Source organism: Streptomyces sp. 12E (genome assembly GCF_055633275.1).
The window spans coordinates 2,643,963-2,669,838 of the sequence record NZ_JBVNCJ010000001.1 but is presented as its reverse complement, the minus strand read 5'-3'; the positions used below and the strand labels follow the sequence as shown (position 1 = coordinate 2,669,838).

At 73.3% G+C, this 25,876-nt stretch carries 21 protein-coding genes; 12 read left to right on the top strand and 9 right to left on the bottom strand.

What is annotated here, in order from left to right; genetic code table 11:
* Positions 1-3 precede the first annotated feature (3 nt).
* Positions 4-1,620 carry a carboxyl transferase domain-containing protein gene (locus ACZ8ZB_RS12455; RefSeq protein WP_470737784.1) on the bottom strand — a complete coding sequence of 539 codons (1,617 nt, stop codon included), beginning with the start codon at positions 1,618-1,620 and terminating at the stop codon, positions 4-6.
* Positions 1,621-1,707: 87 nt separating this feature from the next.
* Between ACZ8ZB_RS12455 and ACZ8ZB_RS12450 the strand changes: the two genes are divergently transcribed.
* From ACZ8ZB_RS12450 to ACZ8ZB_RS12435, 4 genes are all read left to right on the top strand, one after another.
* The gene (locus ACZ8ZB_RS12450) at positions 1,708-2,304 is read left to right on the top strand and encodes an SACE_7040 family transcriptional regulator (RefSeq protein WP_470737783.1); all 597 of its coding nucleotides are present in this window, start codon (positions 1,708-1,710) and stop codon (positions 2,302-2,304) included.
* A 116-nt stretch (positions 2,305-2,420) separates the two neighbouring features.
* A complete protein-coding gene (locus tag ACZ8ZB_RS12445; RefSeq protein ID WP_470737782.1) occupies positions 2,421-3,578 on the top strand; it encodes an acyl-CoA dehydrogenase family protein in 1,158 nt (385 codons plus the stop codon).
* Positions 3,579-3,613: 35 nt separating this feature from the next.
* Positions 3,614-4,483 carry an acyl-CoA thioesterase II gene (gene tesB / locus ACZ8ZB_RS12440; protein WP_470737781.1) on the top strand — a complete coding sequence of 290 codons (870 nt, stop codon included), beginning with the start codon at positions 3,614-3,616 and terminating at the stop codon, positions 4,481-4,483.
* A 272-nt stretch (positions 4,484-4,755) separates the two neighbouring features.
* Positions 4,756-5,277, top strand: a complete 522-nt coding sequence (locus tag ACZ8ZB_RS12435; protein ID WP_470737780.1) for a DUF4232 domain-containing protein — start codon at positions 4,756-4,758, stop codon at positions 5,275-5,277.
* Between the two features lie 64 nt (positions 5,278-5,341).
* On the opposite strand, the gene ACZ8ZB_RS12430 is transcribed toward ACZ8ZB_RS12435, so the two are convergent.
* Positions 5,342-6,133 (bottom strand): phosphatase, encoded by a 792-nt coding sequence (locus ACZ8ZB_RS12430; protein WP_470737779.1) that lies wholly within the window; start codon positions 6,131-6,133, stop codon positions 5,342-5,344.
* Between the two features lie 110 nt (positions 6,134-6,243).
* The gene (locus ACZ8ZB_RS12425) at positions 6,244-7,854 is read right to left on the bottom strand and encodes a PucR family transcriptional regulator (protein ID WP_470737778.1); all 1,611 of its coding nucleotides are present in this window, start codon (positions 7,852-7,854) and stop codon (positions 6,244-6,246) included.
* A gap of 152 nt (positions 7,855-8,006) precedes the next feature.
* On the opposite strand from ACZ8ZB_RS12425, the gene speB reads away from it, so the two are divergent.
* Positions 8,007-8,975, top strand: coding sequence for an agmatinase (gene speB / locus ACZ8ZB_RS12420; protein WP_470737777.1), 969 nt, complete (start codon positions 8,007-8,009; stop codon positions 8,973-8,975).
* The gene (locus tag ACZ8ZB_RS12415) at positions 8,972-10,657 is read left to right on the top strand and encodes a thiamine pyrophosphate-binding protein (protein WP_470737776.1); all 1,686 of its coding nucleotides are present in this window, start codon (positions 8,972-8,974) and stop codon (positions 10,655-10,657) included. The genes speB and ACZ8ZB_RS12415 overlap by 4 nt, the downstream gene beginning before the upstream one ends.
* A 63-nt stretch (positions 10,658-10,720) precedes the next feature.
* Here the strand turns inward: ACZ8ZB_RS12415 and ACZ8ZB_RS12410 are convergent, their stop codons facing one another.
* A complete protein-coding gene (locus tag ACZ8ZB_RS12410; RefSeq protein ID WP_470737775.1) occupies positions 10,721-10,948 on the bottom strand; it encodes a hypothetical protein in 228 nt (75 codons plus the stop codon).
* Positions 10,949-11,301: 353 nt separating this feature from the next.
* A complete protein-coding gene (locus ACZ8ZB_RS12405) occupies positions 11,302-11,658 on the bottom strand; it encodes a peptidase inhibitor family I36 protein (protein WP_470737774.1) in 357 nt (118 codons plus the stop codon).
* Positions 11,659-12,113: 455 nt separating this feature from the next.
* On the opposite strand from ACZ8ZB_RS12405, the gene ACZ8ZB_RS12400 reads away from it, so the two are divergent.
* Both ACZ8ZB_RS12400 and ACZ8ZB_RS12395 read left to right on the top strand, forming a co-directional pair.
* A complete protein-coding gene (locus ACZ8ZB_RS12400; protein WP_470737773.1) occupies positions 12,114-12,533 on the top strand; it encodes a hypothetical protein in 420 nt (139 codons plus the stop codon).
* Positions 12,530-14,755 carry a tetratricopeptide repeat protein gene (locus ACZ8ZB_RS12395; RefSeq protein WP_470737772.1) on the top strand — a complete coding sequence of 742 codons (2,226 nt, stop codon included), beginning with the start codon at positions 12,530-12,532 and terminating at the stop codon, positions 14,753-14,755. The genes ACZ8ZB_RS12400 and ACZ8ZB_RS12395 overlap by 4 nt, the downstream gene beginning before the upstream one ends.
* 20 nt (positions 14,756-14,775) lie before the next feature.
* Here ACZ8ZB_RS12395 and ACZ8ZB_RS12390 read toward each other — a convergent pair whose 3' ends face one another.
* Together ACZ8ZB_RS12390 and ACZ8ZB_RS12385 are read right to left on the bottom strand one after the other, a co-directional pair.
* Positions 14,776-15,144 (bottom strand): hypothetical protein, encoded by a 369-nt coding sequence (locus ACZ8ZB_RS12390; protein ID WP_470737771.1) that lies wholly within the window; start codon positions 15,142-15,144, stop codon positions 14,776-14,778.
* A 45-nt stretch (positions 15,145-15,189) separates the two neighbouring features.
* Entirely contained in the window at positions 15,190-15,996 is an 807-nt protein-coding gene (locus ACZ8ZB_RS12385) for an endonuclease I family protein (protein WP_470737770.1), read from the bottom strand.
* Between the two features lie 145 nt (positions 15,997-16,141).
* Here ACZ8ZB_RS12385 and ACZ8ZB_RS12380 point away from each other — a divergent pair, with 145 nt between their 5' ends.
* The 4 genes from ACZ8ZB_RS12380 (at position 16,142) to ACZ8ZB_RS12365 (ending at position 22,916) form a co-directional block, all read left to right on the top strand.
* Positions 16,142-17,101, top strand: a complete 960-nt coding sequence (locus ACZ8ZB_RS12380) for an esterase-like activity of phytase family protein (protein ID WP_470737769.1) — start codon at positions 16,142-16,144, stop codon at positions 17,099-17,101.
* Between the two features lie 77 nt (positions 17,102-17,178).
* Positions 17,179-20,889 (top strand): ABC transporter ATP-binding protein, encoded by a 3,711-nt coding sequence (locus ACZ8ZB_RS12375; RefSeq protein WP_470737768.1) that lies wholly within the window; start codon positions 17,179-17,181, stop codon positions 20,887-20,889.
* Between the two features lie 110 nt (positions 20,890-20,999).
* Positions 21,000-21,386, top strand: a complete 387-nt coding sequence (locus ACZ8ZB_RS12370) for a hypothetical protein (RefSeq protein ID WP_470737767.1) — start codon at positions 21,000-21,002, stop codon at positions 21,384-21,386.
* A gap of 96 nt (positions 21,387-21,482) precedes the next feature.
* Complete coding sequence (locus ACZ8ZB_RS12365) at positions 21,483-22,916, top strand: S28 family serine protease (protein WP_470737766.1); 1,434 nt, start codon at positions 21,483-21,485, stop codon at positions 22,914-22,916.
* 16 nt (positions 22,917-22,932) lie between these two features.
* On the opposite strand, the gene ACZ8ZB_RS12360 is transcribed toward ACZ8ZB_RS12365, so the two are convergent.
* Positions 22,933-23,583, bottom strand: coding sequence for a hypothetical protein (locus ACZ8ZB_RS12360; protein WP_470741467.1), 651 nt, complete (start codon positions 23,581-23,583; stop codon positions 22,933-22,935).
* Between the two features lie 149 nt (positions 23,584-23,732).
* Positions 23,733-25,577, bottom strand: coding sequence for a glycoside hydrolase family 3 protein (locus tag ACZ8ZB_RS12355; protein ID WP_470737765.1), 1,845 nt, complete (start codon positions 25,575-25,577; stop codon positions 23,733-23,735).
* Positions 25,578-25,876: the final 299 nt, after the last annotated feature.

Below are 25,876 nucleotides of genomic sequence, written 5' to 3'. Positions count from 1 at the left end.
CCCTCACATCCGGAAGACGCCGAACTGAGGGTCGCTCAGTGGCGCGTTGGCGCACGCGGTCAGGGCCAGGCCCAGGACCTGCCGGGTCTCCATCGGGTCGATCACGCCGTCGTCCCAGAGGCGGGCCGTCGCGTAGTAGGCGTTCCCCTGACGCTCGTACTGGGCGCGGATCGGGGCCTTGAAGGCGTCCTCGTCCTCGGCCGGCCACTCCTCGCCGCGCGCCTGGAGCTGGTCCCGCTTGACGGTCGCGAGGACGGAGGCGGCCTGCTCGCCGCCCATCACCGAGATCTTGGCGTTCGGCCACATCCACAGGAACCGGGGCGAGTACGCCCGTCCGCACATCGAGTAGTTGCCCGCCCCGTACGACCCGCCGACCACCACCGTCAGCTTCGGCACGCGCGTGCAGGCGACCGCCGTGACCATCTTGGCGCCGTGCTTGGCGATGCCGCCCGCCTCGTAGTCCCGGCCGACCATGAAGCCCGAGATGTTCTGCAGGAACACCAGGGGGATGCCGCGCTGGTCGCACAGCTCGATGAAGTGGGCGCCCTTCTGGGCGGACTCGGAGAACAGGATGCCGTTGTTGGCGACGATGCCCACCGGGTGGCCGTGGATCCGGGCGAAGCCGGTGACCAGGGTCTGCCCGAACTCCGACTTGAACTCGGCGAAGCGGGAGCCGTCGGTGACGCGCGCGATGATCTCGCGCACGTCGTAGGGCGTGCGGGAGTCGACCGGCACCGCCCCGTACAGCCCCGCCGGGTCCACCTTGGGCTCGACGGCCTGCTCCACCTGCCAGGGCAGCCGCCCCCGCGCGGGCAGCGTGGAGACGATGTTCCGCACGATCCGCAGCGCGTGCGCGTCGTCCTCCGCGAGGTGGTCGGTGACGCCCGAGACCCGCGCGTGGACCTCGCCCCCGCCCAGCTCCTCCGCCGTGACCACCTCGCCGGTGGCCGCCTTCACCAGCGGCGGGCCGCCCAGGAAGATCGTGCCCTGGTTCCGGACGATCACCGCCTCGTCGCTCATCGCCGGGACGTACGCGCCGCCCGCCGTGCACGAGCCGAGCACCGCCGCGATCTGCGGGATGCCGGCGCCGGACATCCGGGCCTGGTTGTAGAAGATCCGCCCGAAGTGGTCCCGGTCCGGGAACACCTCGTCCTGCATCGGCAGGAACGCGCCGCCCGAGTCCACCAGGTAGACGCAGGGGAGCCGGTTGTCGAGGGCCACCTCCTGCGCGCGCAGGTGCTTCTTCACCGTCATCGGGTAGTAGGTGCCGCCCTTGACGGTGGCGTCGTTGGCCACGACCACGCACTCCCGGCCGGCGATCCGCCCGATCCCGGCGATCACGCCGGCCGCCGGGGCCTGCCCCTCGTACATCCCGTCGGCCGCCAGCGGGGCCAGCTCCAGGAAGGGCGATCCGGGGTCGAGGAGCGTGTCCACGCGGTCGCGCGGGAGCAGCTTGCCGCGCGCGGTGTGCCGCTCCCGCGCCCGCTCGCCGCCGCCGAGCGCCGCCGCGGCCAGCTTGCCGCGCAGCTCCTCGACGAGCGCGCGGTGCGCCTCCTCGTTGGCCCGAAAGGCCTCCGACGCGGGATCGGCCGCGCTGTGAAGCTCCGGTGCCTCATGCATCCTGCGGGTCCCCTCACCTCGTTAATGAGCGTTAACGCACTTCCTTCAGGTTAACGACCGCTAACCGCGCTGTCTAGAATCGTCTCCATGGCCACCAGAACCGACGCCCCCACCCGCCGCGAGCAGATCCTCAAGGAGGCCGCCCGGCTCTTCGCCGACCGCGGCTTCCACGGCGTCGGGGTCGACGAGATAGGCGCCGCGGTCGGCATCAGCGGCCCCGGGCTCTACCGGCACTTCGCGGGCAAGGACGCGATGCTCGCGGAGCTGCTGGTGGGGATCAGCGGCCGACTGCTGACCGGCGCGAAGCGGCGCCTGAAGGAGGCCGACGGGGTGGCCCCCGAGGCGGTCCTCGACTCGCTGATCGAGGGGCACATCGACTTCGCGCTCGACGACCGCCCCCTCATCACCCTGCACGACCGCGAGCTGGACCGCCTCCGGGACACCGACCGCAAGCTGGTCCGCCAGTTGCAGCGGCAGTACGTCGAGCTGTGGGTGGGGGTGGTCCGCGAGCTGTACCCGGAGCTGGCCGAACCGGCCGCCCGCTCGGCGGTCCACTCGGTGTTCGGCCTGCTCAACTCCACCCCCCACCTCACCCGCCCCGGCTCGCTGCCCGGCCGCGCGGGCACCGCCGAACTGCTGCACCGGATGGCCCGGGGCGCGTTCGCGGCGGCGGGCTCGCCCTGACCCCGGCGGAGTGACGAGCGTTACGGGACGTCCGCTCTGGACGGCTGTGGATACTCGCCGGTACCTTTGATCTGAGCAAGCGCTTAGACATGCCCAGGTTCTGGAGGTGGCGGACAGTGCGCCGTACGGTTTTCAACGAGGATCACGAGGCGTTCCGGGAGACCATCCGCGCCTTCATCGAGGCCGAGGTCGTCCCCGTCTACGACGAGTGGTTCGCGGCGGGCCAGGCGCCCCGCGACTTCTACTACAAGCTCGGTGAGCTGGGCATCTTCGGCATCAGCGTGCCCGAGGAGTTCGGCGGCGCGGGCATGGACACCCACAAGTTCGAGGCCGTCCTCTACGAGGAGACCGCCCGCGCGGGAGTCCAGTTCGGCGGCTCCGGCGTGCACGTGCTGCTCGCCCTGCCGTACATCAAGATGCTGGCCACCGACGAGCAGAAGAAGCGCTTCCTGCCGAAGTTCGTCACCGGCGAGGAGATGTGGGCCATCGCGATGACCGAGCCGGGCACCGGCTCCGACCTCGCGGGCATGAAGACCACCGCCAAGCTCAGCGAGGACGGCACGCACTACGTCCTCAACGGCGCCAAGACCTTCATCACCGGCGGCGTCCACGCCGACAAGGTGATCGTCTGCGCCCGCACCGCCGCCCCGACGGCCGAGGACCGCCGCCACGGCATCTCCCTGTTCGCCGTGGACACCAAGTCCGAGGGCTACTCGGTCGGCCGCAAGCTCGACAAGCTCGGCCTGAGGACCTCCGACACCGCCGAGCTGGCGTTCGTCGACGTCAAGGTGCCCGTCGAGGACCTGCTCGGCGAGGAGAACAAGGGCTTCTCCTACCTCGGCCACAACCTGGCCTCCGAGCGCTGGGGCATCGCCTTCGGCGCCTACGCCCAGGCCAAGGCCGCCGTCCGGTTCGCCAAGCAGTACGTGCAGGAGCGCACCGTCTTCGGCAAGCCGGTCGCCCACTTCCAGAACACCAAGTTCGAGCTGGCCGCCTGCCAGGCCGAGGTGGACGCCGCCGAGGCCGTCGCCGACCGCGCCACCGAGGCCCTGGACGCCGGCGAGCTCACCCCCGCCGAGGCCGCCAGCGCCAAGCTGTTCTGCACCGAGGTCGCGCACCGCGTCATCGACCGCTGCCTCCAGCTGCACGGCGGCTACGGCTACATGAACGAGTACCCGATCGCCCGCCTGTACGCGGACAACCGCGTCAACCGCATCTACGGCGGCACCAGCGAGATCATGAAGTCGATCATCGCCAAGGACATGGGGCTGTAAGGCCCCGGAAATCCCTGCCGTATACAACTGACCTCATGAGTCAGGCACTACAGGATCTCCTCGATCTGCTCGACCTCGAGCAGATCGAGGAGAACATCTTCCGCGGCCACTCCCGCCCCGCCGTCGTCCCCCGCGTCTTCGGCGGGCAGGTCGCGGCGCAGGCGCTGGTCGCCGCCGGGCGGACCGTCCCCGAGGACCGGCCCGCCCACTCCCTGCACGCGTACTTCCTGCGCCCCGGCGACCCCGGCGCCCCGATCGTCTACACCGTCGACCGGATCCGCGACGGCCGCTCCTTCACCACCCGTCGGGTGGTCGCGGTCCAGCACGGAAAGCCGATCTTCCACCTCTCGGCCTCCTTCCAGGCGTACGAGGAGGGCCTGGACCACCAGGACCCGATGCCGCCCTCCCCCGACCCGGCCACGCTGCCCGCCTCGGAGGAGCGCCTGCGCGGGTACGCCCACCTCGCGCCCGAGGTCGTGGAGCGCTTCCTGGAGGCCCGCGCCGCCGTCGACCTGCGCTACGTCGACGAGCCGCCCTACGGCCGCTTCGGCGAACCCCGCGAACCCCGCTCCCAGGTGTGGTTCCGCACCAGCGGCAAGCTCACGGACGACCCCCTGCTGCACGTCGTCCTCGCCACGTACGTCTCCGACATGACGCTGCTGGACTCCGTCCTCCTCGCCCACGGCCGCGGCGGCTGGGCCGTCGGCGACGTCGTCGGCGCCTCCCTGGACCACGCGATGTGGTTCCACCGCCCGTTCCGCGCCGACGAGTGGCTCCTGTACGACCAGCAGTCCCCGTCGGCCCACGGCGGCCGGGGCCTGGGCCAGGGCCGCATCTACACCCAGGACGGCCGGCTCGCGGTCTCGGTCATCCAGGAGGGCGTGGTCCGGGTCCCGCGCTCCTGAGCCGGCTCCGGACGTCCCCCTCCCCCTCCACTCCCTTCCACGTGACGCGCGGAAGCGGCCCCCGCACATGTCCCGCGCGGGGGCCGGACGGCTGTCCACGTCCCAGTGGACCGTTCCAGACGGTCGGCATCCTTGCTGGTCAGAGGCCGTTCCAGCGTTCCGGCGTCCCGGCATGGGCGTCCGATGTGGCGGGCGGGACGGATCACGGCACAAGCTGCGGTCATCCCGGCAGCCCGCCGGCCGATCCACCACGTCACACCATGGAGACCGCCATGCGCTCACGCCTCGCCACCCGCTCCGCCCGCCTCGCCCTGGCCGCCGTCGCCGCGCTCGCCCTCGGCGGCGCCGCCACCGCCACGGCCACCGCCGACAGCGGCGGCTTCACCACCCAGCCCTGCGCGACCAGCGACCTGAACTTCAAGATCACGGCCAAGACGCAGGCGGGCGGCTACTACCTGGTCACCGCCAAGGCCAAGCCCGGCATCATCTGCCACCTGGAGGGCGTGTTCCCCTCCGCCTCCTTCGGCTCCCACCCCGACACCGAGGTCTCGCCCGCCGAGCACGGCGTCAGCGACGACGTCGTCCTCGCCGGCTCCGCCGCCGCCTACGCCGGCATCAGCCCCAAGTCCACCAACAACGACAACGGCGTGCAGTTCGACCGGATCCACCTCTCGGTCGCCGGCGACGAGGAGAACTCCGTCACGCTCCGCCTCCCCGACACCGCCACGGTCGACCGGCCGATCGCCACCAACTGGCACGCCGACCCCGCCGACGCCGTCCCGTTCACCAGCTGATCCCCGCGTCCACCGGCCGCCCCGTCGGCCGGGCGTGTCCCCCGCGCCCGGCCGACGGGGCGTTTCACCGCGCCAGACCGGCCTCCGCCAGCAGGTACGCCGTCATCGGGTCGTAGTGGCGGGGGCTGGTGACGTGGTCGTCGAGGGGGACCGTGACCTGGACGGTGCCCTCGGACTCGGCGACGAAGAGGGCCGGGTCGTTGCAGTCGGCGTAGCCGACGCTGTCCACGCCGTACTGCCCTGCCGCACCCGCCCAGCCGTGGTCGGCGACGACCAGGTCGGGCAGCGGGCGGCCCTCGCGCTCCAGGGCGGTCAGGACGGTCTTCATCGGCTCACCGGAGTGGGTGTGCCACAGCGTGGCGCCGTGCTCCAGCACCGCCACGTCCGCGAACTGCATCACGTAACCCTCGTCCGTGACCAGCCCGTCCGGAATGACCACGATCTCGCAGCCGGCGGCCCGCAGCGCGGCGGCCGTCGCCCGGTGCACGTCCAGCAGCCCGCCCGGGTGGCCGGTCGCGAACAGCACCCGCTGCCGCCCGTCCGCCGCCTTGCGCAGCCGCCCGGCCATGCGCTCGAGCCCGGACACGGTCAGCTCCGGGTCGATGGTGTCCTGCCCGTACCGGTACTCCGGGTCGTCGTTGACGCCGACCCGCTCCGCCATCACCGCCAGCACGTCCTGCTCGTCGGTCCAGCGGTCGCCGAGCTCCAGACCGAGCCAGAAGTGACGGTCGCCGTTCGCCAGTTTGCGGTAGTGCGAGAGGTTGTTCTCGCGCGGCGTGGCGACATCGCCCGCGATGCGCGTGGCGACGAGGTGGGCGAGGAGTTCGGCGCGGCTGGGTGTCCCGGGTATCGGCATGCCCTCATTGTGAGGCAGCGGCCTGGGGGCGTCCCCGGGGTGTCGCGCGCTGGGACGTGCGTCACGTACTCGGTCGACTCCGTACGGCTGCCCGGTGCCGCCCGTACGGCTCATGTCCGGCGCAGCGCGAACCACAGCTCCATCCGCACGTCCGGATCGTCCAGGTCGGCCTCCAGCAGCGCCGCGCACCGCGCGATGCGCTGCCGCACGGTGTTGCGGTGCACCGACAGCGCCACCGCCGTACGGTCCCAGCTGCCGTGCAGGGAGAGCCAGGTGCGCAGGGTGTCGGTGAGGGCGGGAGCGGTCGCCATCGGCGCGAGCAGCGACCGGGCGTGGGCGTCCGCGTCGTGCGGCGGGACGAGGTCGGCGAGGGCGGGGCGGTCGCCGTGCCGGAGCAGCGGGACGCGGGTGGCGCGGGCCCGGGCCAGGGCGCGGGCGGCCCGGGTGTCGGCGTCCGGCCAGTCGGGCGGGTCGGCGACCGTGCTGACGCCGAGGGTCCAGCCCGGCAGCGGTTCCACGGGCCGGTCGGCCGGCACCAGCACGCGTACGACCTCGCCCGCCGGGTCGACCAGGGGCGAGCCGAGCGCCGTGCCGAGCGCGGCGGCGGCCAGGGGGTCGGGTGCGGTGCGGTCGTCCGGCCGGGCGTGCACGACGTGCCACCGTGCTCCGCCGAGGAGGGGGGTGACGTCCTCGGGCGGGGCGCCCAGCAGCAGGCGTACGAGCGCGCAGGAGTGGGCCGTGGCGGTGCCGCTCCGGTGGCGGCCGGTGAGGAGGGTGAGCAGGGCGGCCGCGACGGAGGCGATGGTGTGGTCGCCGGGGGTGCGGTGGGGGGAGGCCACGCCGAGTACGAAGCCGTGGCCCGTGCCCAGGGCGTAGGCGGCGAGGTGGGTGCCGTCGACCGTGTCGCTGGCGGTGGCGGGGACGGGGGCCGCTTGTCGGTGCTCGCCGGGGACGGGCTTCACCGGCCGGCGTTCGCCGGGTGCCGCTGCGCCCACCCGTGCCGCCCCAGCGGCACGACTGCCCGCGGCTACGTCGGCTCGGCTGCCCGTGGCCGGGGCGGTACGACTGTCCGTACTCATGTCGGGGCGTACGACTTTGGCCAGGTCGGCCAGGGAGTGTCTCGTCCCGGGGGGCGGGGTGGTTCCCGCGGTGGCGAGCTCGGTGGCGTCCGGGGCGAACAGGACGGCCCAGCCGTCGATCCGCTGGGCCAGTTGGTGGAGCACCGGCCGGAGCGGGTCCGGACGGGCGGCGGCGGTGGCGAGGCTCTGCTGGGCCTCCGTGACCCGGCGCAGCTCCGCCGTGCGGGCCTGCGCCATCAACTGCCAGACCGCCCGCGCCACCCCCGAGAACGTGGTCCGCGGCGGCACCTCCAGCAACGGCAGCCCGTGCATCTCGCACGCCTCCACCAGCGCCCCGGGCACCGCCTTGTGGACCGGCGCCAGACCGAAACCGAGCGCCGCCCCGCCCGCCGCCACGATCCGCGAGACGTACGCGTCGAAGTACCCCGCGCCCGCCCCCTCCGGGATGTGCACCCCCGCCGACAGCAGCAGCTCCCCGCCCAGCAGATACGGGTACGGGTCCGCCATCTCCGAGGTGTGCGCCCCGTGCACGACGGTGCCGGGGTCGTCGGGCCCCGCGATCCGGCGCAGGCCGAGGTCCGCGCGGGCCAGCAGGGCCTCCAGGGGCACGGGGGGCGTGGGCGGAACCATGGGGTCCGGCATGCTGGACACTTCCTCCATTCCGTGCGGCGGGAATGGAGGAAACGTACACTTCGCAGATGCTTTCCGCCCCCTTATGGTCGGAACGGACCGGCAGCCCACGGGTACGGGCGCACGCATGAGCCAAGGCGAAGAGCAGGAAAGAAGGCAGTCCCATGAGCAGCAACGAGACGCCCCGCGGCCCCGTCGACTCCTCCCGCGTCCCGCGGTACGCCGGGCCCGCGACCTTCGCCCGGCTGCCCCGGCTCGACGAGGTCGGCCGCGCCGACGTCGCCGTGGTGGGCGTGCCGTTCGACTCGGGCGTCTCCTACCGGCCGGGCGCCCGCTTCGGCGGCAACGCCATCCGTGAGGCGTCCCGGCTGCTGCGTCCCTACAACCCCGCGCAGGACGCCTCCCCCTTCGCCCTCGCCCAGGTCGCGGACGGCGGCGACATCGCCGTGAACCCGTTCAACATCAACGAGGCCGTGGAGACGGTCGAGGCCGCCGCCGACGACCTGCTCGGCACCGGCGCCCGCCTGATGACCCTGGGCGGCGACCACACCATCGCCCTGCCCCTGCTCCGCTCGGTCGCGAAGAAGCACGGCCCCGTCGCCCTGCTCCACTTCGACGCCCACCTCGACACCTGGGACACCTACTTCGGCGCCGAGTACACCCACGGCACCCCGTTCCGCCGCGCGGTGGAGGAGGGCGTCCTCGACACCTCCGCCCTCTCCCACGTCGGCACCCGCGGCCCGCTCTACGGCAAGCAGGACCTCACCGACGACGAGAAGATGGGCTTCGGCATCGTCACCTCCGCCGACGTCTACCGCCGGGGCGCCGACGAGGTCGCCGACCAGCTCCGCCAGCGCATCGGTGACCGCCCGCTGTACATCTCCATCGACATCGACTGCCTGGACCCGGCGCACGCCCCCGGCACCGGCACCCCCGAGGCCGGCGGCATGACCTCCCGCGAGCTCCTGGAGATCCTGCGCGGACTCGCCTCCTGCAACCTGGTCTCGGCGGACGTCGTCGAGGTGGCGCCCGCGTACGATCACGCCGAGATCACCTCGGTCGCCGCGTCCCACACGGCGTACGAGCTGACCACGATCATGTCCCGCCAGATTGCAGAGGCCCGCGCGCAGTGACCCACGACCACGACCTGGTGCTCCGCCCGACCGCCGCCCAGACGGAGGCCGCGCTGAATCCCCCTCCCGGCCGCAACGGCGGGGACCTGGTCGTGGAGACCCTGGCCGGGCTCGGCGCGACCACCGTCTTCGGTCTGCCCGGCCAGCACGCCCTCGGCGTGTTCGACGCCCTGCGCCGCTCCGACCTGCGCTACATCGGCCTGCGCGTGGAGAACAACGCCGGTTTCGCGGCGGACGCGTACGGCCGGATCACCGGCGAGGCCGCCCCGCTGCTGCTGTCGACCGGCCCGGGAGCCCTCACCTCCCTGGCCGCGCTCCAGGAGGCGGCGGCGGCCTCCGCCCCCGTACTGGCGATCTGCAGTCAGGTCCCGACGGCCGGTCTGGGCGGCGGGCGCCACGGCTACCTGCACGAACTCCCCGACCAGTCGGCCTCGTTCCGCGGCGTGGTCAAGTCGGTGCACACGGTCCGTACGCAGTCCCAGCTCCCGTCGGCGATCGCGGCGGCCTGGCAGTCGGCGCTGACCGTCCCGCACGGCCCCGTGTGGGTGGAGATCCCGCAGGACGTGCTCCTCGCGGAGACGGTCCTGCCCGTGGTGACGGCGATGGACGCCACCCCCGAGGAGCTGCCCCCGCGTCCCGAACTCACCGCGCTCGCCGCCCACCTGCTGGCGAACGCCGCCCGCCCCGCGATCATCGCGGGCGGGGGAGTGGTCCGCTCCGACGCCTCGGGCAAGCTGAGGCAGCTCGCCGAGCGCATCCAGGCCCCGGTGGTCACCACCCCCGGCGGCAAGGGGGCCTTCCCCTGGACGCACCCGCTGTCGCTGCAGTCCTGGCTGGAGGACCGCCACACCACCGACTTCCTCCAGGACGCCGACGTCCTGCTGGTCGTCGGCTCCGGCCTCGGCGAACTCTCCTCCAACTACCACACGTTCGAGCCGCGCGGCCGGGTGATCCAGATCGAGGCCGACCTCGGCAAGCTGGAGTCCAACCACCCGGGCCTCGGCATCCACGCCGACGCCCGCCTCGCGCTCCAGGCGCTCCTGGAGACGGTGGAGCCGCGCGAGGACGCGAGGGCCGCCGAGCGGGTGCGGGGAGTCCTGGACCGGGTCCGTGAGCGCATCGCGGCCCAGGAACTCACCCTGGAACGGCAGGTGCTGACGGCGGTCCGCCGCGCCCTGCCCACCGGCTCGCCGTCCTTCTGGGACATGACGATCCTGGCGTACTGGGCCTGGTCCGCCTTCGACGCCATGGGCCCCAACCACCTGCACTCCGCGCAGGGCGCCGGCGGCCTCGGTTACGGCTTCCCGGCCGCCCTCGGCGCGGCCGTCGCCGACCCCACCCGCCCGGTCCTCGCGGTCTCCGGCGACGGCGGCGCCCTGTACTCCGTCGCCGAACTGGCCACCGCCCGCCAGCACGAGCTGGACGTCACCTGGCTGATCGTCGACGACGGCGGCTACGGCATCCTGCGCGAGTACATGACCGACGCCTTCGGCGAGCCCACGGCGACGGAGCTCATCCGCCCCGACTACGTGGCCCTGGCGGAGTCCTTCGGCGTACCGGGCCTGCGCACCAGCCCCGAAACCCTGGAACAGGACCTCGCGAAGGCCCTGGCCACCCCGGGCCCGGCGGTGGTCGTCCTCCCCGCCGTGCTGCGGATGTTCGCCCCGACCCACGGGGAGTGATCCCCGCCCGGAGCGATCAGCGGAGATCCGCTCCGGGCGCGGACGTGCCTCGGGCCCCTGTGCCTACCAGGGGTACATGACCACGTGGCGGCCCTCCTGCACACAGCTGAAGCCCGTCAGCTCCCCCTGCTGCGCAGCCTGGTTGCCGAGGGTCTGGCACTCCAGGAAGGAGTCGGTGTAGTGCGGGAGCAGCCTCGTCTCGGCGGAGGCCGAGCCGGCCAGCGGGAGCGCGATCGCCGCGGAAGCCATGATCCCTACGAGTGCGGTCCTGGTGGTGCGCAGTTTCGTCACGGTCCTACCCCTTCGACGTGTCCGGTGGTGAGGGAAACCCTCTGAGAGCCATTACAACGGCGCCGCCACGGGGAAGGACCGTGAACCACTGATCATTAAGGGTTCCGCCGTTCGCGCATCACCGACCCGTCATACGGTGACGCCCGGGTGTCCGCAACCCCTCATCGCCGCCGTCGCCCCCTCGGGGCGACGAGGCCGCGGTCGTCGTCGGCGGGACCGGCCGGCGGAGGCGCACGGCGACCCCGGCGTGCAGCCGCCGGGCCGCCGGCACCGGGCCGGGGCCCGAGGAGCGAACTCGGTGTCGGGTCGTTCGGGGCCCGGCAGCCCGCACGCTCCCGGACCGGGGCCGCCGGTCAGCAGCCGCCCGGGCCGACCCCGTCGATGCGCCCGCCGAAGTCGCCGAGGTAGCGGGAGCGCCAGTCGCCGTTGAAGACGTCCCGCTTCTCGGTGGGCTGCCAGTTCACGAAGCAGGCCCGGGTGCTCGCGACGAACGAGCCGACGTGGTCGTGCAGACGGGGCGGCATGTCGCGGTAGCCGCTGCGCGCGGTCCACTCCCAGTAGTCGCCGCCGAAGCCCTCCTTGCTCCAGAAGCACACGGACCCGTCGGGGCAGGACGGGGGCGCGGCCGGGGCGGCGGACGCCGTGTGGGCGGGCAGCAGGAGCGAGGTCAGGGCGAGGACGGCGGCGATGGACCAGGAACGAGTCTTCACGGCACTCTCCGGTGAGGTGTCGGGGACGGATCGCCCCGGCGGACGTGCCGGGGCGGTTCCATGCTCACGGCGGGGCGGGCCGGACCTGCCCGGGTTGCCGTCCACACCACCGGATGGAGCGAACCGGAGGCTCGGCGGCGTGCTCCCTGTCGAACGACGGACCCGGACGCGCGGGGCGTGCGTGCCCGGCGTCGCCGGATCGGCCCGGCGCACTCGGGACGGCCGGCCCCCTGCGCGCCGGGCCTCGTACGGAGGCGTTCCGCGTACCGTCTCCGCGCTCGGTCCCGGGGCGAAGGACGAGCCGGGCTTCTCCGAGGCGGACCTCGCCCCCGCGGGGGGCGCGCCGGACGTACGGGTCCGAGGCGGGCGTGAGCCGCGCCGACGCACGGGACCCGGACCCTTGCGCCGGGAGCGGTCCGGGGACCTAGGATCGGGAGCCGGCCGTAGGGGGGACCGTGGATCCGGAGATCGCCGCACTGGCAGGGACGGCGGGCACGACCGTCGTCACGTTGATGGTGACGAACGCCTGGGAATCGGCGAGGGACGGCATGGTCGCCCTGTGGCGCCGTTTCCAGCCCGCCAGAGCCGAGGGCATCGGTGAGGAACTGGAAGCGGGCCGTGCGGACCTGCTTCTCGCGCGCCAGGCCGGTGACGCCGAGTCCGAGGCCGAGCTGACCGCCGAATGGCAGGGCCGCGTACGGCGGTTCCTGCTGGCGCAGCCGGAGGCCGCCGACGAACTGCGGCGCATCCTGGACGAGTTGAACCCGTCGGTTCCGGGGGATCCGGAACCGGAGCGGATCCGCCTGCAGGCCCGGGCGTCGGGCAGTTCCCGGATCTACCAGGCCGGACGTGACCAGCACATCACCGAACGATGAGCGTGCCGACGCCGATGGAGGGAACCGCGTCGGGCAGTGCCCGGGTCTACCAGACCGGTGGCGACCAGTACGTCGAGGAACACGTCCACCACTACGCCCCGGGCTCGGCCCCGCTGTTCGGACGCCACGCGGTGGCCCCGGCCGAACCCCGGCCGGCCGCTCCCGACTCCGTCCGCCTGCCCCTGGTCGGCCGCGCGCCCGGCGTCCTGCGGGACCGCACCGACCTCATGGAACGCTTACGGGCGGCCGTGGCCGGCCCCGGCGGCGACATCCAGGTCCTGCACGGCATGGGCGGCTGCGGCAAGACGGCCGTCGCGCACGCCCTGTTCACCGAGGCCGTACGGGACCACGGCCGCGTCGGCCTGTGGGTCAACGCCTCCGAGCGGGTGTCGCTGCGCGCCGGCATGCTCGCCGTCGCCGGCGACCGCGGCGCCGCCGGCGGTGAACTGGCCGCCGCGGCCGGCGGCCGACGCGCCGCGGCCGACCTGGTCTGGCACCACCTGGACCACTCCGCGGAGCCCTGGCTGCTGGTCCTCGACAACGCCGACGACCCCGGCATCCTGGAGGAAGGCGCCTGGCTGCGCTCGAGCCCCTCGGGGACGGTGCTGGTGACCACCCGGCACGCGACCTCCCCGCTGTGGCACGCCCCGGGGGTGAGCAGCCACCGGATCGGTGTGCTCCCCCTGGAGGACGCCGCCCTGCTCCTGCGCGACCTGGCCCCGGAGGCGGGTACCCAGGAGTCCGCACGGAAGGTCGCCCGGCGTCTGGGCTGTCTGCCCCTGGCCCTGACCCTGGCCGGGGCGCACCTGGCCCACCAGCTGCTGGAGTCGTGGACCATGGACGAGTACGACCGGAGGCTGGGCGAGGAGTCGACGGCCCTGGTCGACCGGGGGGCGCCGGCGGTCGGCGGCGGACAGTCCCGCCGCCTGGTGGGCCGCACGTGGCAGCTGTCGCTGGACACCCTGGCGGAGGGCGGTCTGCCGGAGGCGACGACCCTGTTGCGGCTGCTGTCCCTCTGGGCGGCGGACCCCGTCCCGCTGTCGCTGCTGGTGCCGGCGGCACAGGGCAGGGTCGACGGCCTCGGACACCTCGATCCGCCGCTGAGCGCCGAGCGGGTCGAACCGGCCCTGCGCGGGCTCCTCGACCACTCGCTGATCGACCTGGTCGAGACGGACGGGCACCGCTGCGTGAAGGCCCACGGGGTCCTGCTGGACAGCGTCGCCGCAGGCGTGTCCGACGCGCAGCGCGAGCTCCTGGCGGGAGCGGCGGGCCGGCTGCTGCGGGCGGCGCTGCCGCCGGAGGGCGCCGCGTCACCGCGGGCCCGCTCCCAGGTGCGGCTCCTGGCGCCGCACGCGGCCGGCCTGCTGCACCGGTCCCACCGCCACGGCCTGGTGACGGCGGAATCCGTGCGGATCGCGGCACGCGTCGCACGACTGGTGTACGAGGCGGGGGACTGGACCGCCGCGCTGGCCCTGGCCGCCACCGCCGCGAGGACCGCCGCGGAGCACCTGGGGGACGAGCATCCGGCGACCGTCGAGGCCCGGTCGGGCCAGGGGCCCGTCCTGTTCAGGCTCGGCCGGTACGCCGAAGCCGCCGACCTCCTGCGACCGGTCCACCGGGACGCGCTGCGCACGCTCGGGCCCCATGACGCGCGCACCCTGGAAGCGGCCTACGAGCTGCAGCGGGTGCTGCACCGCCTGGGCGAGCTGGCACAAGCCCGTACGCTGCTGGAGACGGTCCTGGACGGTCGCCGCCGCGCGCTCGGCGAGGACCACGTCGCCACCCTCAAGACCCGCTGCGAGATGCTGGAACTCCGCGCCGCGCAGAACGAGTTCGACCACTACGTGGAAGCGGCCGAGGAACTGGCGGAGGACTGCGAACGCCGTCTCGGCCCCGACCACCTGGTGACCGTGTGGGCGCGCGACGCACTGGCGCGGGGGCTCCTGCGCTCCGGTCGGGGAGCCGAGGCCGAGGCCCTCTTCCGCAGGGTGCTCGCCGGGCAGAGAGCCGGGTACGGGGACGACCACCCCCTGGTCCTCGGGGTGCTCATCCAGCTCAGCCGCGCCCAGTACGCGCAGGGCAAGCGGGAGCAGGCCGCCGACAGCGCACGCGAGGTGGCCGAGCAGCGGGCCGCGATCCTGGGCGAGGACCATCCCGAGACCGCCGCGGCCCGCGCCTGGCACGCCGAGGTCCGGGCGGGCCTGCGTCCGCTCGGGGCGTGACTCCCGAACTCCCGATCGCCTCACCCCAGCAGCTCGCCGAACTCCTTCCTGTCGTGGGCGAGGCGCTCGGCGTAGCCCGCGGAGAAGGCCGCCTGCTCGCCGGGGCTCATGGTGTCGCGGGGCAGGCGGGACGGCGGCAGGAGGTCCGGCACCTCGCGGTAGACGGTCACCGCGGCCTCCCAGTGTTCACCTCCTCGGCTCCTCGCCCGGACGAGATGGGCCGACAAGCGGGACAGCTCCTCGTCCAGCAGCCGTGCCGGGACCTTCTTCGAGAGGAACTCCCCGGGCTCGGGAGGTGATCCCTCCGAAGCGGCGAGGAGCCGCAGCGTCCAGAGTGCGGCGAGCAGCCGTCCCGAAAGTGTGTGATCGCTCGGTGTCGCGTCAGCCATGAGGAAGTCTGCCCCGGCACCGGCCACCGTGACACCGGCGTCCGGCTACCAGATCGACTCGACCCACTCCGGGTGGTCGATGAACGGGTTGCGGTTGTGCTGGTACGAGGCGTAGATGACCTCGTTGCGGTTCTTCTCGAACGCGCTCGGCGGGTCCTCCCGGTGCCACTGCTTCAGGACCGAGAGGCGGCCGTGGTACGGGTCGCTGCCGTTGGTGACGGAGTCGTTGGGCTCCAGGTCGGGCCAGCCGTCGGTGCCCTCGTAGCGGACCGCCATGTAGAGGATCATGCGGGCCACGTCGCCCTTGACCGCGTCGCGCGGCTCGAAGGAGTTGGAGTCGGTCAGGCTGCCGCCGCCGTCGGTGAACGAGCTGCCGCCGTCGTCGAAGTCCTTGTTGCCGCGGACGGAGTTGACCCGGACGTCCTCGGGGCGCAGGTGGTGCAGGTCGGTGCCGGGGCCGGTGGAGGTGCCGAAGTCGCCGTGGGACTTGGCCCACACGTGCTCGCGGTTCCAGTCGCCCGTGTCGCCGCCGTTGAGGGACTTGCTGCGGGAGATGCCCGAGTACAGCAGGATCACGTTGTTGCTGTTGTCCGGGTCCTGGTCGGTGACCTTCAGGGCGTTCCAGACCGCCGAGTACGAGATCTTCGTCTGGTCGCTGATGATCGTGTGCAGGGAGTCCTTGAGCGCCGTGCCGGACTTGCCGATCGCGGCGGCGTAGTAGGTGTCGTCGTACGCGGTGGTCGCGGCGCCGGCGGAGGGGGCGTTCAGCGCGGGGACGGCGAGGGCGGCCAGGACGGCCGAGGTGGCCAGGGCGAGGGTCTTCCAGCGGCGGCGTATGTGTGTCACGGGCATGGGGGACGTCCGATCTACGCGGGTTGATTGAGCGGCCGAACGGCAGAATGACATGGACATGTATGCGTGGGGGTGAAGGAGAGGTGTCGGTCATGTGTCGGTAGGAAGCGACCGGCCGTCACCCGGCTGCCCTACGGTGACGCCCATGCGTCTGCGACCGATCCTCGCCACCCTCACCGCCGCCCTCGCGGCCGCCACCTGCCTCACGGCCGCAGGCCCCGCCGCCGCACACGGCGGCGGGGCCTGCTCCCCGTCCGTCTCCCTCGACCGCTTCTCCGACGCCCTCGACGAGACGACGTACGACGGCACCTACGTCGGCAACCTCTCCGCCCTCGCCCCGGACCGTCACCGCACGGTCGCCGCCCTCTCCGACCGGTCCGCCCTGTTCCGGCTGGACGCGCGGACCCTGCGGCCCGAGGGCGTGATCCCGCTCGCCGACGAGAACGGGGCCGCGCTCGACTCCGAGGGACTGGTCGTCGACCGGGACGGCACGTACCTCGTCTCCTCCGAGACCGAGCCCGCCGTGCGCCGCTACTCCCGCGACGGGAAGATCCTCGACCGGCTCCCCGTACCCGGGGAACTCCGCACCCGCGCCCGCCCCAACGGCACCTTCGAGGGCCTGACCCTCCTCCCCGGCGGCCGCACGTTGATCGCCTCGATGGAGTACCCCCTCACCGGCGACCCCGACGACCGGGTCCGTCTCCAGACCTGGCGGCGCACCGCCCACGGCGACTTCCGGCTCGGCGCCCAGTACACCTACCGGGTCGACCCGGGCCTCGGCGTCACCGAGGTCACCGCCGTCCCCGACGGCCGCCTGCTCGTCCTGGAACGCGGCTTCACCTCCGGCGTCGGCAACACCGTCCGGCTCCACCTGGCCGACCGCCGCGGCGCCGCGTACGACAAGACCCTGCTCGCCGACCTCGCCGACTGCCCCTCCCTCGGCGCCACCGCCGAGCAGCCCCAGCCCAACCCCCTCCTCGACAACGTCGAGGGCATGGCGGTCACCGGCCGCGACCACGGCCGGCTGAAGGTGCTCCTGGTCAGCGACGACAACCAGAACGAGAACCAGACGACCCGCCTCTACGCTCTGCGCGTACGCCTCTGAACATTGCGGAGGGATGAAATCCGCCGCCGGCCGCGTTGGTGCCTTCCGGCAGATCAGGACGATCGGAGGGCACCCGCGTGACACCGCAACGGGGATGGGCACGGCGACTGGCCGAATACGCGTGGCGACATCCCAAGGACGTGGTCCTCGCGCTGGGCTCCTCCCTCGGAGGCATGGCCGTCATGGCCCTGGTCCCGCTGATCACCAAGGTGATCATCGACGACGTCATCAGCGACAGGACCAGATCCATGGCCACCTGGGCCGGCCTGCTCGTCGGCGCCGCGCTCGCCGTCTACGTCCTCACCTACGTCCGCCGCTACTACGGCGGCCGGCTCGCCCTCGACGTCCAGCACGACCTGCGCACCGAGATGTACGGGACGATCACCCGGCTCGACGGCAGACGCCAGGACGAGCTGTCCACCGGGCAGGTCGTCGGACGCGCCACCAGCGACCTCCAGCTGATCCAGAGCCTGCTCTTCATGCTGCCGATGACCATCGGCAACCTCCTGCTGTTCCTGATCTCCCTCGTGATCATGGCGTGGCTGTCGCTGCCGCTCACCGCCGTCGCCGTCGCCGTCGCCCCCGCCCTGTGGTGGATCGCCAAGCGCAGCCGCACCCGGCTGCACCCCTCCACCTGGTACGCGCAGGCGCAGGCGGGAGCCGTCGCCGGGGTGGTCGACGGCGCGGTCAGCGGCGTCCGCGTGGTGAAGGGCTTCGGGCAGGAGGAGCAGGAGACCGGGAAGCTGCGCGAGGTCGGGCGGCGGCTGTACGCCGGACGGCTGCGCACCATCAGGCTGAACTCCCGGTACACCCCGGCCCTCCAGGCCGTCCCCGCCCTCGGCCAGGTGGCGATGCTGGCGCTCGGCGGCTGGCTCGCGGTGCGCGGGCACATCACGCTGGGCACCTTCGTCGCCTTCTCCACCTACCTGGCCCAGCTCGTCGGGCCGGTCCGGATGCTCGCGATGGTGCTCACCGTCGGCCAGCAGGCCCGCGCCGGCACCGAGCGCGTCCTGGAGCTGATCGACACCGAGCCGTCCCTGACCGACGGCACCAGGGACCTGCCCGCCGACGCCCCGGCGACCGTCGAGTTCGACGACGTCTCCTTCGGCTACGAACCCGGCCGGCCGGTCCTGGACGGCCTCTCCTTCGAGATCCGCCCCGGCGAGACCCTCGCCGTCGTCGGCGCCTCCGGCTCCGGCAAGTCCACCGTCTCCCTGCTGCTGCCGCGCTTCTACGACGTCACGCACGGCGCCGTCCTCGTCGGCGGCCACGACGTGCGCGAGCTGACCACCGAGTCCCTGCGGGCCGCGATCGGACTGGTCCCCGAGGACTCCTTCCTCTTCTCCGCCACCGTGCGCGACAACATCGCGTACGGCCGCCCGGACGCCACCGAGGAGCAGATCGTCGCCGCCGCCCGCGCGGCCCAGGCCGACCGGTTCATCAGCGAGCTGCCCGACGGCTACGACACCACGGTCGGCGAGCACGGCCTGACCCTCTCCGGCGGCCAGCGCCAGCGCGTCGCCCTGGCCCGCGCGATCCTCACCGACCCGCGCCTGCTGGTCCTGGACGACGCGACCTCCGCCGTGGACGCCCGCGTCGAGCACGAGATCCACGAGGCGCTGAAGGGGGTCATGCGGGGCCGTACGACGCTGCTGATCGCCCACCGCCGCTCCACCCTCAACCTCGCCGACCGCATCGCCGTCCTCGACGGCGGCCGGCTCGCCGACATCGGCACCCACGACGAGCTCCAGCGGCGCTCCGCCCTCTACCGCAGGCTGCTCACCGACCCCGACGAGCTGGGCGCCGTCTCCCCGGGCCACACCCCGCCCGCCGGGCCGCGGGAGGAGGACGACACCTCGGTCCGCGCGGAGCTGGACGCCGAGTTCGACGCCGAGCGCGGGGTCACGCCCCGGCTGTGGACCGGCGACCGCGAACCCAAGGACACCGCGCTGGCCGGCACCCCGGCCACCCCGGAACTCCTCGCCCAGGTCGAGGCGCTGCCCCCGGCGAACGACGTCCCCGACGTCGACGAGGACCGGGCCGTCCGCCCCGAGGACTCCTACGGCCTGCGCCGTCTCCTGCGCGGCTTCCGCACCCCCCTCCTCATCAGCCTCGGCCTGGTCGCCGTGGACGCCGGAATGGGCCTGCTGCTGCCGGTGCTGATCCGGCACGGCATCGACCAGGGCGTGACGCGGGCGGCCCTCGGCGCGGTCTGGGCGGCCGCCCTGCTGGGCCTGCTCACCGTGCTCGTGCAATGGGCGGCGCAGACCGGCGAGATCCGGATGACCGGACGCACCGGCGAACGCGTCCTGTACGCGCTGCGGCTGAAGATCTTCGCCCAGCTCCAGCGGCTCGGCCTCGACTACTACGAGCGCGAGCTGACCGGCCGGATCATGACCCGGATGACGACGGACGTCGACGCGCTGTCCACGTTCCTGCAGACGGGCCTGGTCACGGCGTTCGTCTCGGTGGTCACCTTCTTCGGCATCATGGTCGCCCTGCTGGTCCTCGACGTCGGGCTCGCCCTGGTCGTCTTCGCCACCCTGCCCCCGCTGGTCGTCGCCACCTGGTTCTTCCGCCGGGCCAGCGTGAAGGCGTACGAGCTGGCGCGGGAACGGGTGTCGGTGGTCAACGCCGACCTGCAGGAGTCGGTGGCGGGGCTGCGGATCGTGCAGGCGTTCCGCCGCGAGCGGGACGGCGGACGCCGGTTCGCCGAGCGCAGCGCCGACTACCGCAGCGCCCGCGTCCGGGGCCAGTGGCTGATCTCGGTGTACTTCCCGTTCGTGCAGCTGCTGTCCTCGGCCGCGGCCGTGGCGGTACTGGTCGTGGGCGGCGCCCGGGTCGACGACGGGACGCTGGCGATCGGCTCGCTGGTGGCGTACCTGCTCTACATCGACCTGTTCTTCGCGCCGGTGCAGCAGCTCTCCCAGGTCTTCGACGGCTACCAGCAGGCGTCCGTCTCGCTGGGCCGGATCCAGGAGCTGCTGCGGGAACCGGCCTCCACGAAGGCCGCCGAGAAGCCGCTCGACGTGCCGTCCCTGCGCGGGGAGATCGCCTTCGAGAACGTGCGCTTCGCCTACGGCGACGACGAGGAGGCCCTCGACGGCATCGACCTCACCATCCCGGCCGGGCAGACCGTCGCCTTCGTCGGCGAGACCGGCGCGGGCAAGTCCACCCTGGTCAAGCTGGTCGCCCGGTTCTACGACCCGACGGGCGGGCGGGTCACCGTCGACGGCACGGACCTGAGGGACCTGGACATCACCGCGTACCGGCACCGGCTCGGGGTCGTACCGCAGGAGGCGTACCTCTTCCCGGGCACCGTCCGCGACGCCATCGCCTACGGCCGTCCGGACGCCACCGACGCAGAGGTGGAGGCGGCGGCCCGCGCGGTCGGCGCGCACGAGATGATCGCCACGCTGGACGGCGGCTACCTCCACGAGGTCGCCGAGCGAGGCCGCAACCTGTCCGCCGGACAGCGCCAGCTGATCGCACTGGCGCGCGCCGAACTGGTCGCCCCGGACGTGCTGCTGCTCGACGAGGCCACGGCCGCGCTCGACCTGGCGACCGAGGCGCAGGTCAACCAGGCGACGGACCGGCTCGCCGGGCGTCGTACGACCCTGGTCGTCGCCCACCGCCTGACCACCGCCGCCCGCGCCGACCGGGTGATCGTGATGGACCACGGCCGGGTCGCGGAGGACGGCACGCACGAGGAACTGCTCCGGCTCGGCGGCGCCTACGCCCGGCTGTGGCGGACGTTCGTCGGGGAGGACGTGCCGGCGCCGGCGTGAGGGGCGGCCCGCCCCCGCGGGGGCGGGCGCGCGCAACCATCCGGCGTACGCCGTGCGTCCGTACACGCGTACGCCGCCTGGCGCGGCAGCCGCGGTACGGGAGGACGACTGTGGGCAGTGGAGCGATACGCCGGCGACTCGCGCTCGGCCTGGCGATGCTGACGGCCTCGGGGCTGCTCGCCGTCGCCGCGCCGGGTGACGCGCACGCCGCCGCGTACTGCGCCGGGCGCAAGGTGCGCACGCTGCCGTTCTCCACCGGCTCGGTGGCCGTCTACAAGCGGGGCGGCTACGTCTGTGCCGTCACCCTCGCCAAGAACCCCGGCACCAGACGGAAGATGTCGCTGAGCGTACGGGCGCGCGGGGGCCGCCCGGTCGTCGACGAGGGCAACTACAAGCACCACGCCGGACCGGTGACCGTGCACACCGGCCGCCGCTGCGTGTGGGTGAAGGGCAGGGCCGGCGGCGGGTCCGTCAGCTCCGGCTGGATCCTGTGCTGACCCCTCGTCGGCCGAGGGTTATCCCTATGTCCCCTGGTGCTGGAGGGAGTTGGTCCAGTAGCTTCCGGCGCACATCCGTCTCACAGGGGAGTGCGCATGCGCAAGGCGCTCAGATGGCTGCTGGCGCTCACGGTGCTCATAGGCACACTGGGCACGGCCGGGGCGGCCACCGCCGCCGAGCCGGAGGCCACCGGCACCACTGACATCAAGGAGAGACTGCTCTCGATCCCGGGCATGAGCCTGATCGAGGAGAAGCCGTACACCGGGTACCGCTTCTTCGTCCTCAACTACGCCCAGCCGGTCGACCACCGCAGGCCCTCCAAGGGCACGTTCCAGCAGCGGATCACCGTGCTGCACAAGGACACCGCGCGGCCGACCGTCTTCTACACCGGCGGCTACAGCGTCTCCACGACGCCGCGGCGCGCCGAGCCGACCCAGATCGTGGACGGCAACCAGGTCTCCATGGAGTACCGCTTCTTCACCCCGTCCCGGCCCGAGCCGGCCGACTGGTCGAAGCTGGACATCTGGCAGGCCGCCAGCGACCAGCACCGCGTCTTCACCGCGCTGAAGGAGATCTACTCGAAGAACTGGATCTCCACCGGCGGCTCCAAGGGCGGCATGACCGCCACCTACTACGAGCGCTTCTACCCGCGTGACATGGACGGCGTGGTCGCCTACGTGGCCCCCAACGACGTGGTGAACAAGGAGGACTCGGCCTACGACCGCTTCTTCCGCACCGTCGGCACCAAGGAGTGCCGCGACCGGCTGAACGCGGTGCAGCGCGAGGCGCTGGTGCGCCGGACGCCGCTGGAGGAGCGGTACGAGGCGTACGCCGCCGAGAACGGCTACACCTTCGACACCATCGGCAGCCTGGACCGGGCGTACGAGGCCGTCGTCCTCGACTACGTGTGGGGCTTCTGGCAGTACAGCACCCTCGCCGACTGCGCGGACATCCCGGCGGACGCGAAGAACGCCACCGACGACGAGATCTGGACCTCGATCGACACGATCTCCGGGTTCTCGTTCTACACGGACCAGGGTTTGAGCCCGTACACGCCGTACTACTACCAGGCCGGCACGCAGCTGGGCGCGCCGACCATCCGCTTCCCGCACATCGAGAAGAAGTACGTCCGCTACGGCTACCAGCCGCCGCGCAACTTCGTGCCCCGCTCGATCGACATGAGGTTCCAGCCCCACGTCATGCGGGACGTCGACTCCTGGGTCCGCCACAACGCGCGGCAGATGCTGTTCGTGTACGGCGAGAACGACCCGTGGGGCGCCGAGCCGTTCCGCGTCGGCAGGGGCGCGCGCGACTCGTACGTGTTCACCGCGCCCGGCATGAACCACGGCGCGAACGTGGCCGGTCTGGCCGCCGAGGAGAGGGCGCTGGCCACGGCCCGCATCCTGGACTGGGCGGACGTCGCGCCGAGCACGGTCCAGGAGAACCCGGCGGCGGCGAAGCCGCTGGCGAAGTTCGACGCCAAGCTGGACAAGCGGGACGTCGGGCAGGAGCGGACGCTGCGCCCGTAGCGGGGGCGGGGCGGGACTACACCGGGCGGGCGCAGCCCACCGGTGACGAACCGCCCAGCCGGACGTAGAGGGCCGTGGACGCCGGACACTCGGACCGGTCGTCCACGGCCTTCACCACCTCGAACTCCGGTTCCCGCCCGGCACTGCCGTCGCAGGCCGTCTCGCGGACCCTGCCGGCGCCCAGCTCGTAGACGCAGTCGCCGACGATGGTGCGCGGCCCGCCCCCGCCGCCCGGGTCCCCGGGGTGCGGCGGCTGGAGGTGGCGCATGCAGGCGTAGCCGCGCGGCACCGCGCCGTCGCCGTCCTCGTCGGCGGAGGGGCGCTGTTCGCTGATGTGCAGCACGAAGTCGGTGGTGGCCGGGCAGCGCGGCCCGTCGCGCGCGGTCCCGTCGTGGCGGGCGACGACCCGGGCCGCCGCCCGCTCGCTGCGGCAGGACACCTCGGTGAAGCTGGTCCGGCCGAAGGAGCTGCACTCGTCGACCGCGAGGAACACCGCCCCGTACCCGGACGGCGGGGCCGCCGTCGGCGACGCCGTCCCCGTACGCCGCTCGCCCGGCCGGCCGTCCTCCTCGGCGCCGCCGTCCGGCGCGCCCCGGCAGCCGGTGAGCAGCACCGTGACCGCCGCCGCGAAGACGGCGCGCGTCCCCCACCCACTTCCCACGTGCATCGTCATCCCCCGGACACTCCCGTCCAGCGTGACCCGATCCGCCGGGGCACGCCAGACATCCGGTGGGCTTTCACCACATCGGGGAGGGTGCGTCGGATGGGTGACGTACGCGCGCTACGCCCGGCGGGGAGGGGCGCGCCCGCGTGCGCCTAGTACCTCAGCCCGTGCCCGACGGGGTACAGCACCGTCGCCGGGTCGTCCGCCCGCGGCACCGGCACCGGCAGCGTGCCGCGCGGGCGCACCCTGCCCGCGATCACCCGTGCCGCCGCCCGCAGTTCGACGTCGGTCCAGGAGTACGTCGCCAGGTACGCCGGCACGCCGGGCAGGTGGGCCACGTCGTAGGGGTTGCGGATCGCCACCGCGACCACCGGCCTCCCGGTCGCCAGCAACTGCTCGACCAGCGTCTTCTGACCGCTGGTCGCACCGACGTCGTACGTCCCGACGACCACCGCGTCCGCGTTCCGTGCCGCCGCGACGGCCTCGGCGACGGTGGCGGCGGACGGCGCCGTGCCGGTGGACAGGGCGGTGGCGGCGAAGCCCAGCTCGGTCAGGGCGTCCGCGAGCACCCCGGTCGGCGGTCCCGTCGTGCCGGACGGGGAGGCCGGGTCCGCGCCGACCACCAGCAGCTCGGGGTGCCTGCGCCGGGACAGCGGCAGCAGGCCGCCCTCGTTGACCAGCAGGGTGGTGGTGCGCTCGGCGATCCGGTCGGCGGCGGCCAGGTGCGCACGGGTGCCGACGGCGCGGTCGACCCCGGCGTGCGAGACGTACGGGTCCTCGAACAGGCCCAGCCGCGCTTTGAGCCGCAGCACCCGCAGGACCGACTCGTCGAGCCGGGACTCGGTCAGCTCGCCGTCGCGCACGGCGTTCAGGACCGCGTTCCAGGCGACGTCCAGGGAGGGCGGGTTGAGCAGCTGGTCCACGCCCGCCTCGAGGGCCAGCACCGGCACCCGGTCGTCGCCGTACTTCGTGCGGACGCCCTCCATGCCGAGGGAGTCGGTGACCACGACCCCGTCGTAGCCCAGTTCCTCGCGCAGGATGCCGGTGAGGACGGGGCGGGAGAGGGTGGCCGGGTCCTCGGAGGCGTCGAGGGCCGGGACGACGATGTGCGCGGTCATGATGGAGTCGATGCCCGCGCCGATCGCGGCCCGGAACGGCGGTGCGTCCAGCTCCTCCCACTGCTCGCGGGTGTGGTGGATGTACGGCAGCTCGGCGTGGCTGTCGGTGATCGTGTCGCCGTGTCCCGGGAAGTGCTTGGCCGTCGAGGCGACTCCGGACGACTCGTAGCCCCTGACCTCCGCCGCGACGAGGCCCGCGACCGCCTCCGGGTCGGACCCGAAGGAGCGGACGCCGATGACGGGGTTGGCCGGATCGACGTTGACGTCGGCCACCGGGGAGTAGTTCTGGCGGATGCCCAGCGCGCGCAGCTCACGGCCCGCGATCCGGCCGAGGGTGCGGGCGTCGGAGCGGGAGCGGCCCGCGCCGACGGCCATCGCGCCCGGGAACAGCGTCGCGGGCTCGCCCACGCGGGCCACGATGCCGTGCTCCTGGTCGGTGGAGATGAGCACGGGCAGCCCGCGCTCCAGCCCGAGGGACGCCTTCTGGATGCCGTTGGACAGGTCCGCGATCTGGTGCGGGTCGCGGGTGTTGTGCGCCCAGGCGAAGTAGATGATGCCGCCGACCCGGTACCGGGCGAGCAGTTCGGCGGCCGAGCGGACGCCGATCTCCTCGAGGTTGGCGTCGACGTCGGCCTGGTCGGGGTCGGTGGCGGAGTGGCCGTAGACCCGCATCACGAACAGCTGGCCGACCTTCTCCTCCAGCGTCATGCGGGAGACGAGGGCGCGCAGCCTCCTGTCGTCGTGCGCGGACGGGCCGTCGGCCGCGTGGGCGGCGCCGCCGGCCGCGAGGGCGGTGGTGACGCCCGCCGTCGCGGCGAGGACGGCGCGTCTGGACGGACGTGCGGTGCTTCCCGTGCTTCCGGTGCTGCTGTCGGGCACGTGCGCTCCTTTGGAAGGTGATCCGCGGGGACCGGGATCCGCTGAAGGAAACTGCCGGGAAGTCACCAATATCCGGGAAGTTTCTGCCAGTCAAGGGGATGCGCGGCGGCCGGGGCGGGGCCGTCACCGGCGCGGCGGGAGGGGACGCGCCGATGACGGCGGGCTGCCGGCCGTGGCACGGCGGAGAGGGCGGGCCGGCGGTCGCGGCAGGCGGCGAGGGCCGACACCGCACCACGGGGACTCGCCCGGCAGCCCGGCCCTGGGACGGACGGAGGCGGGAACGGGTTCCCCGCCCGGCC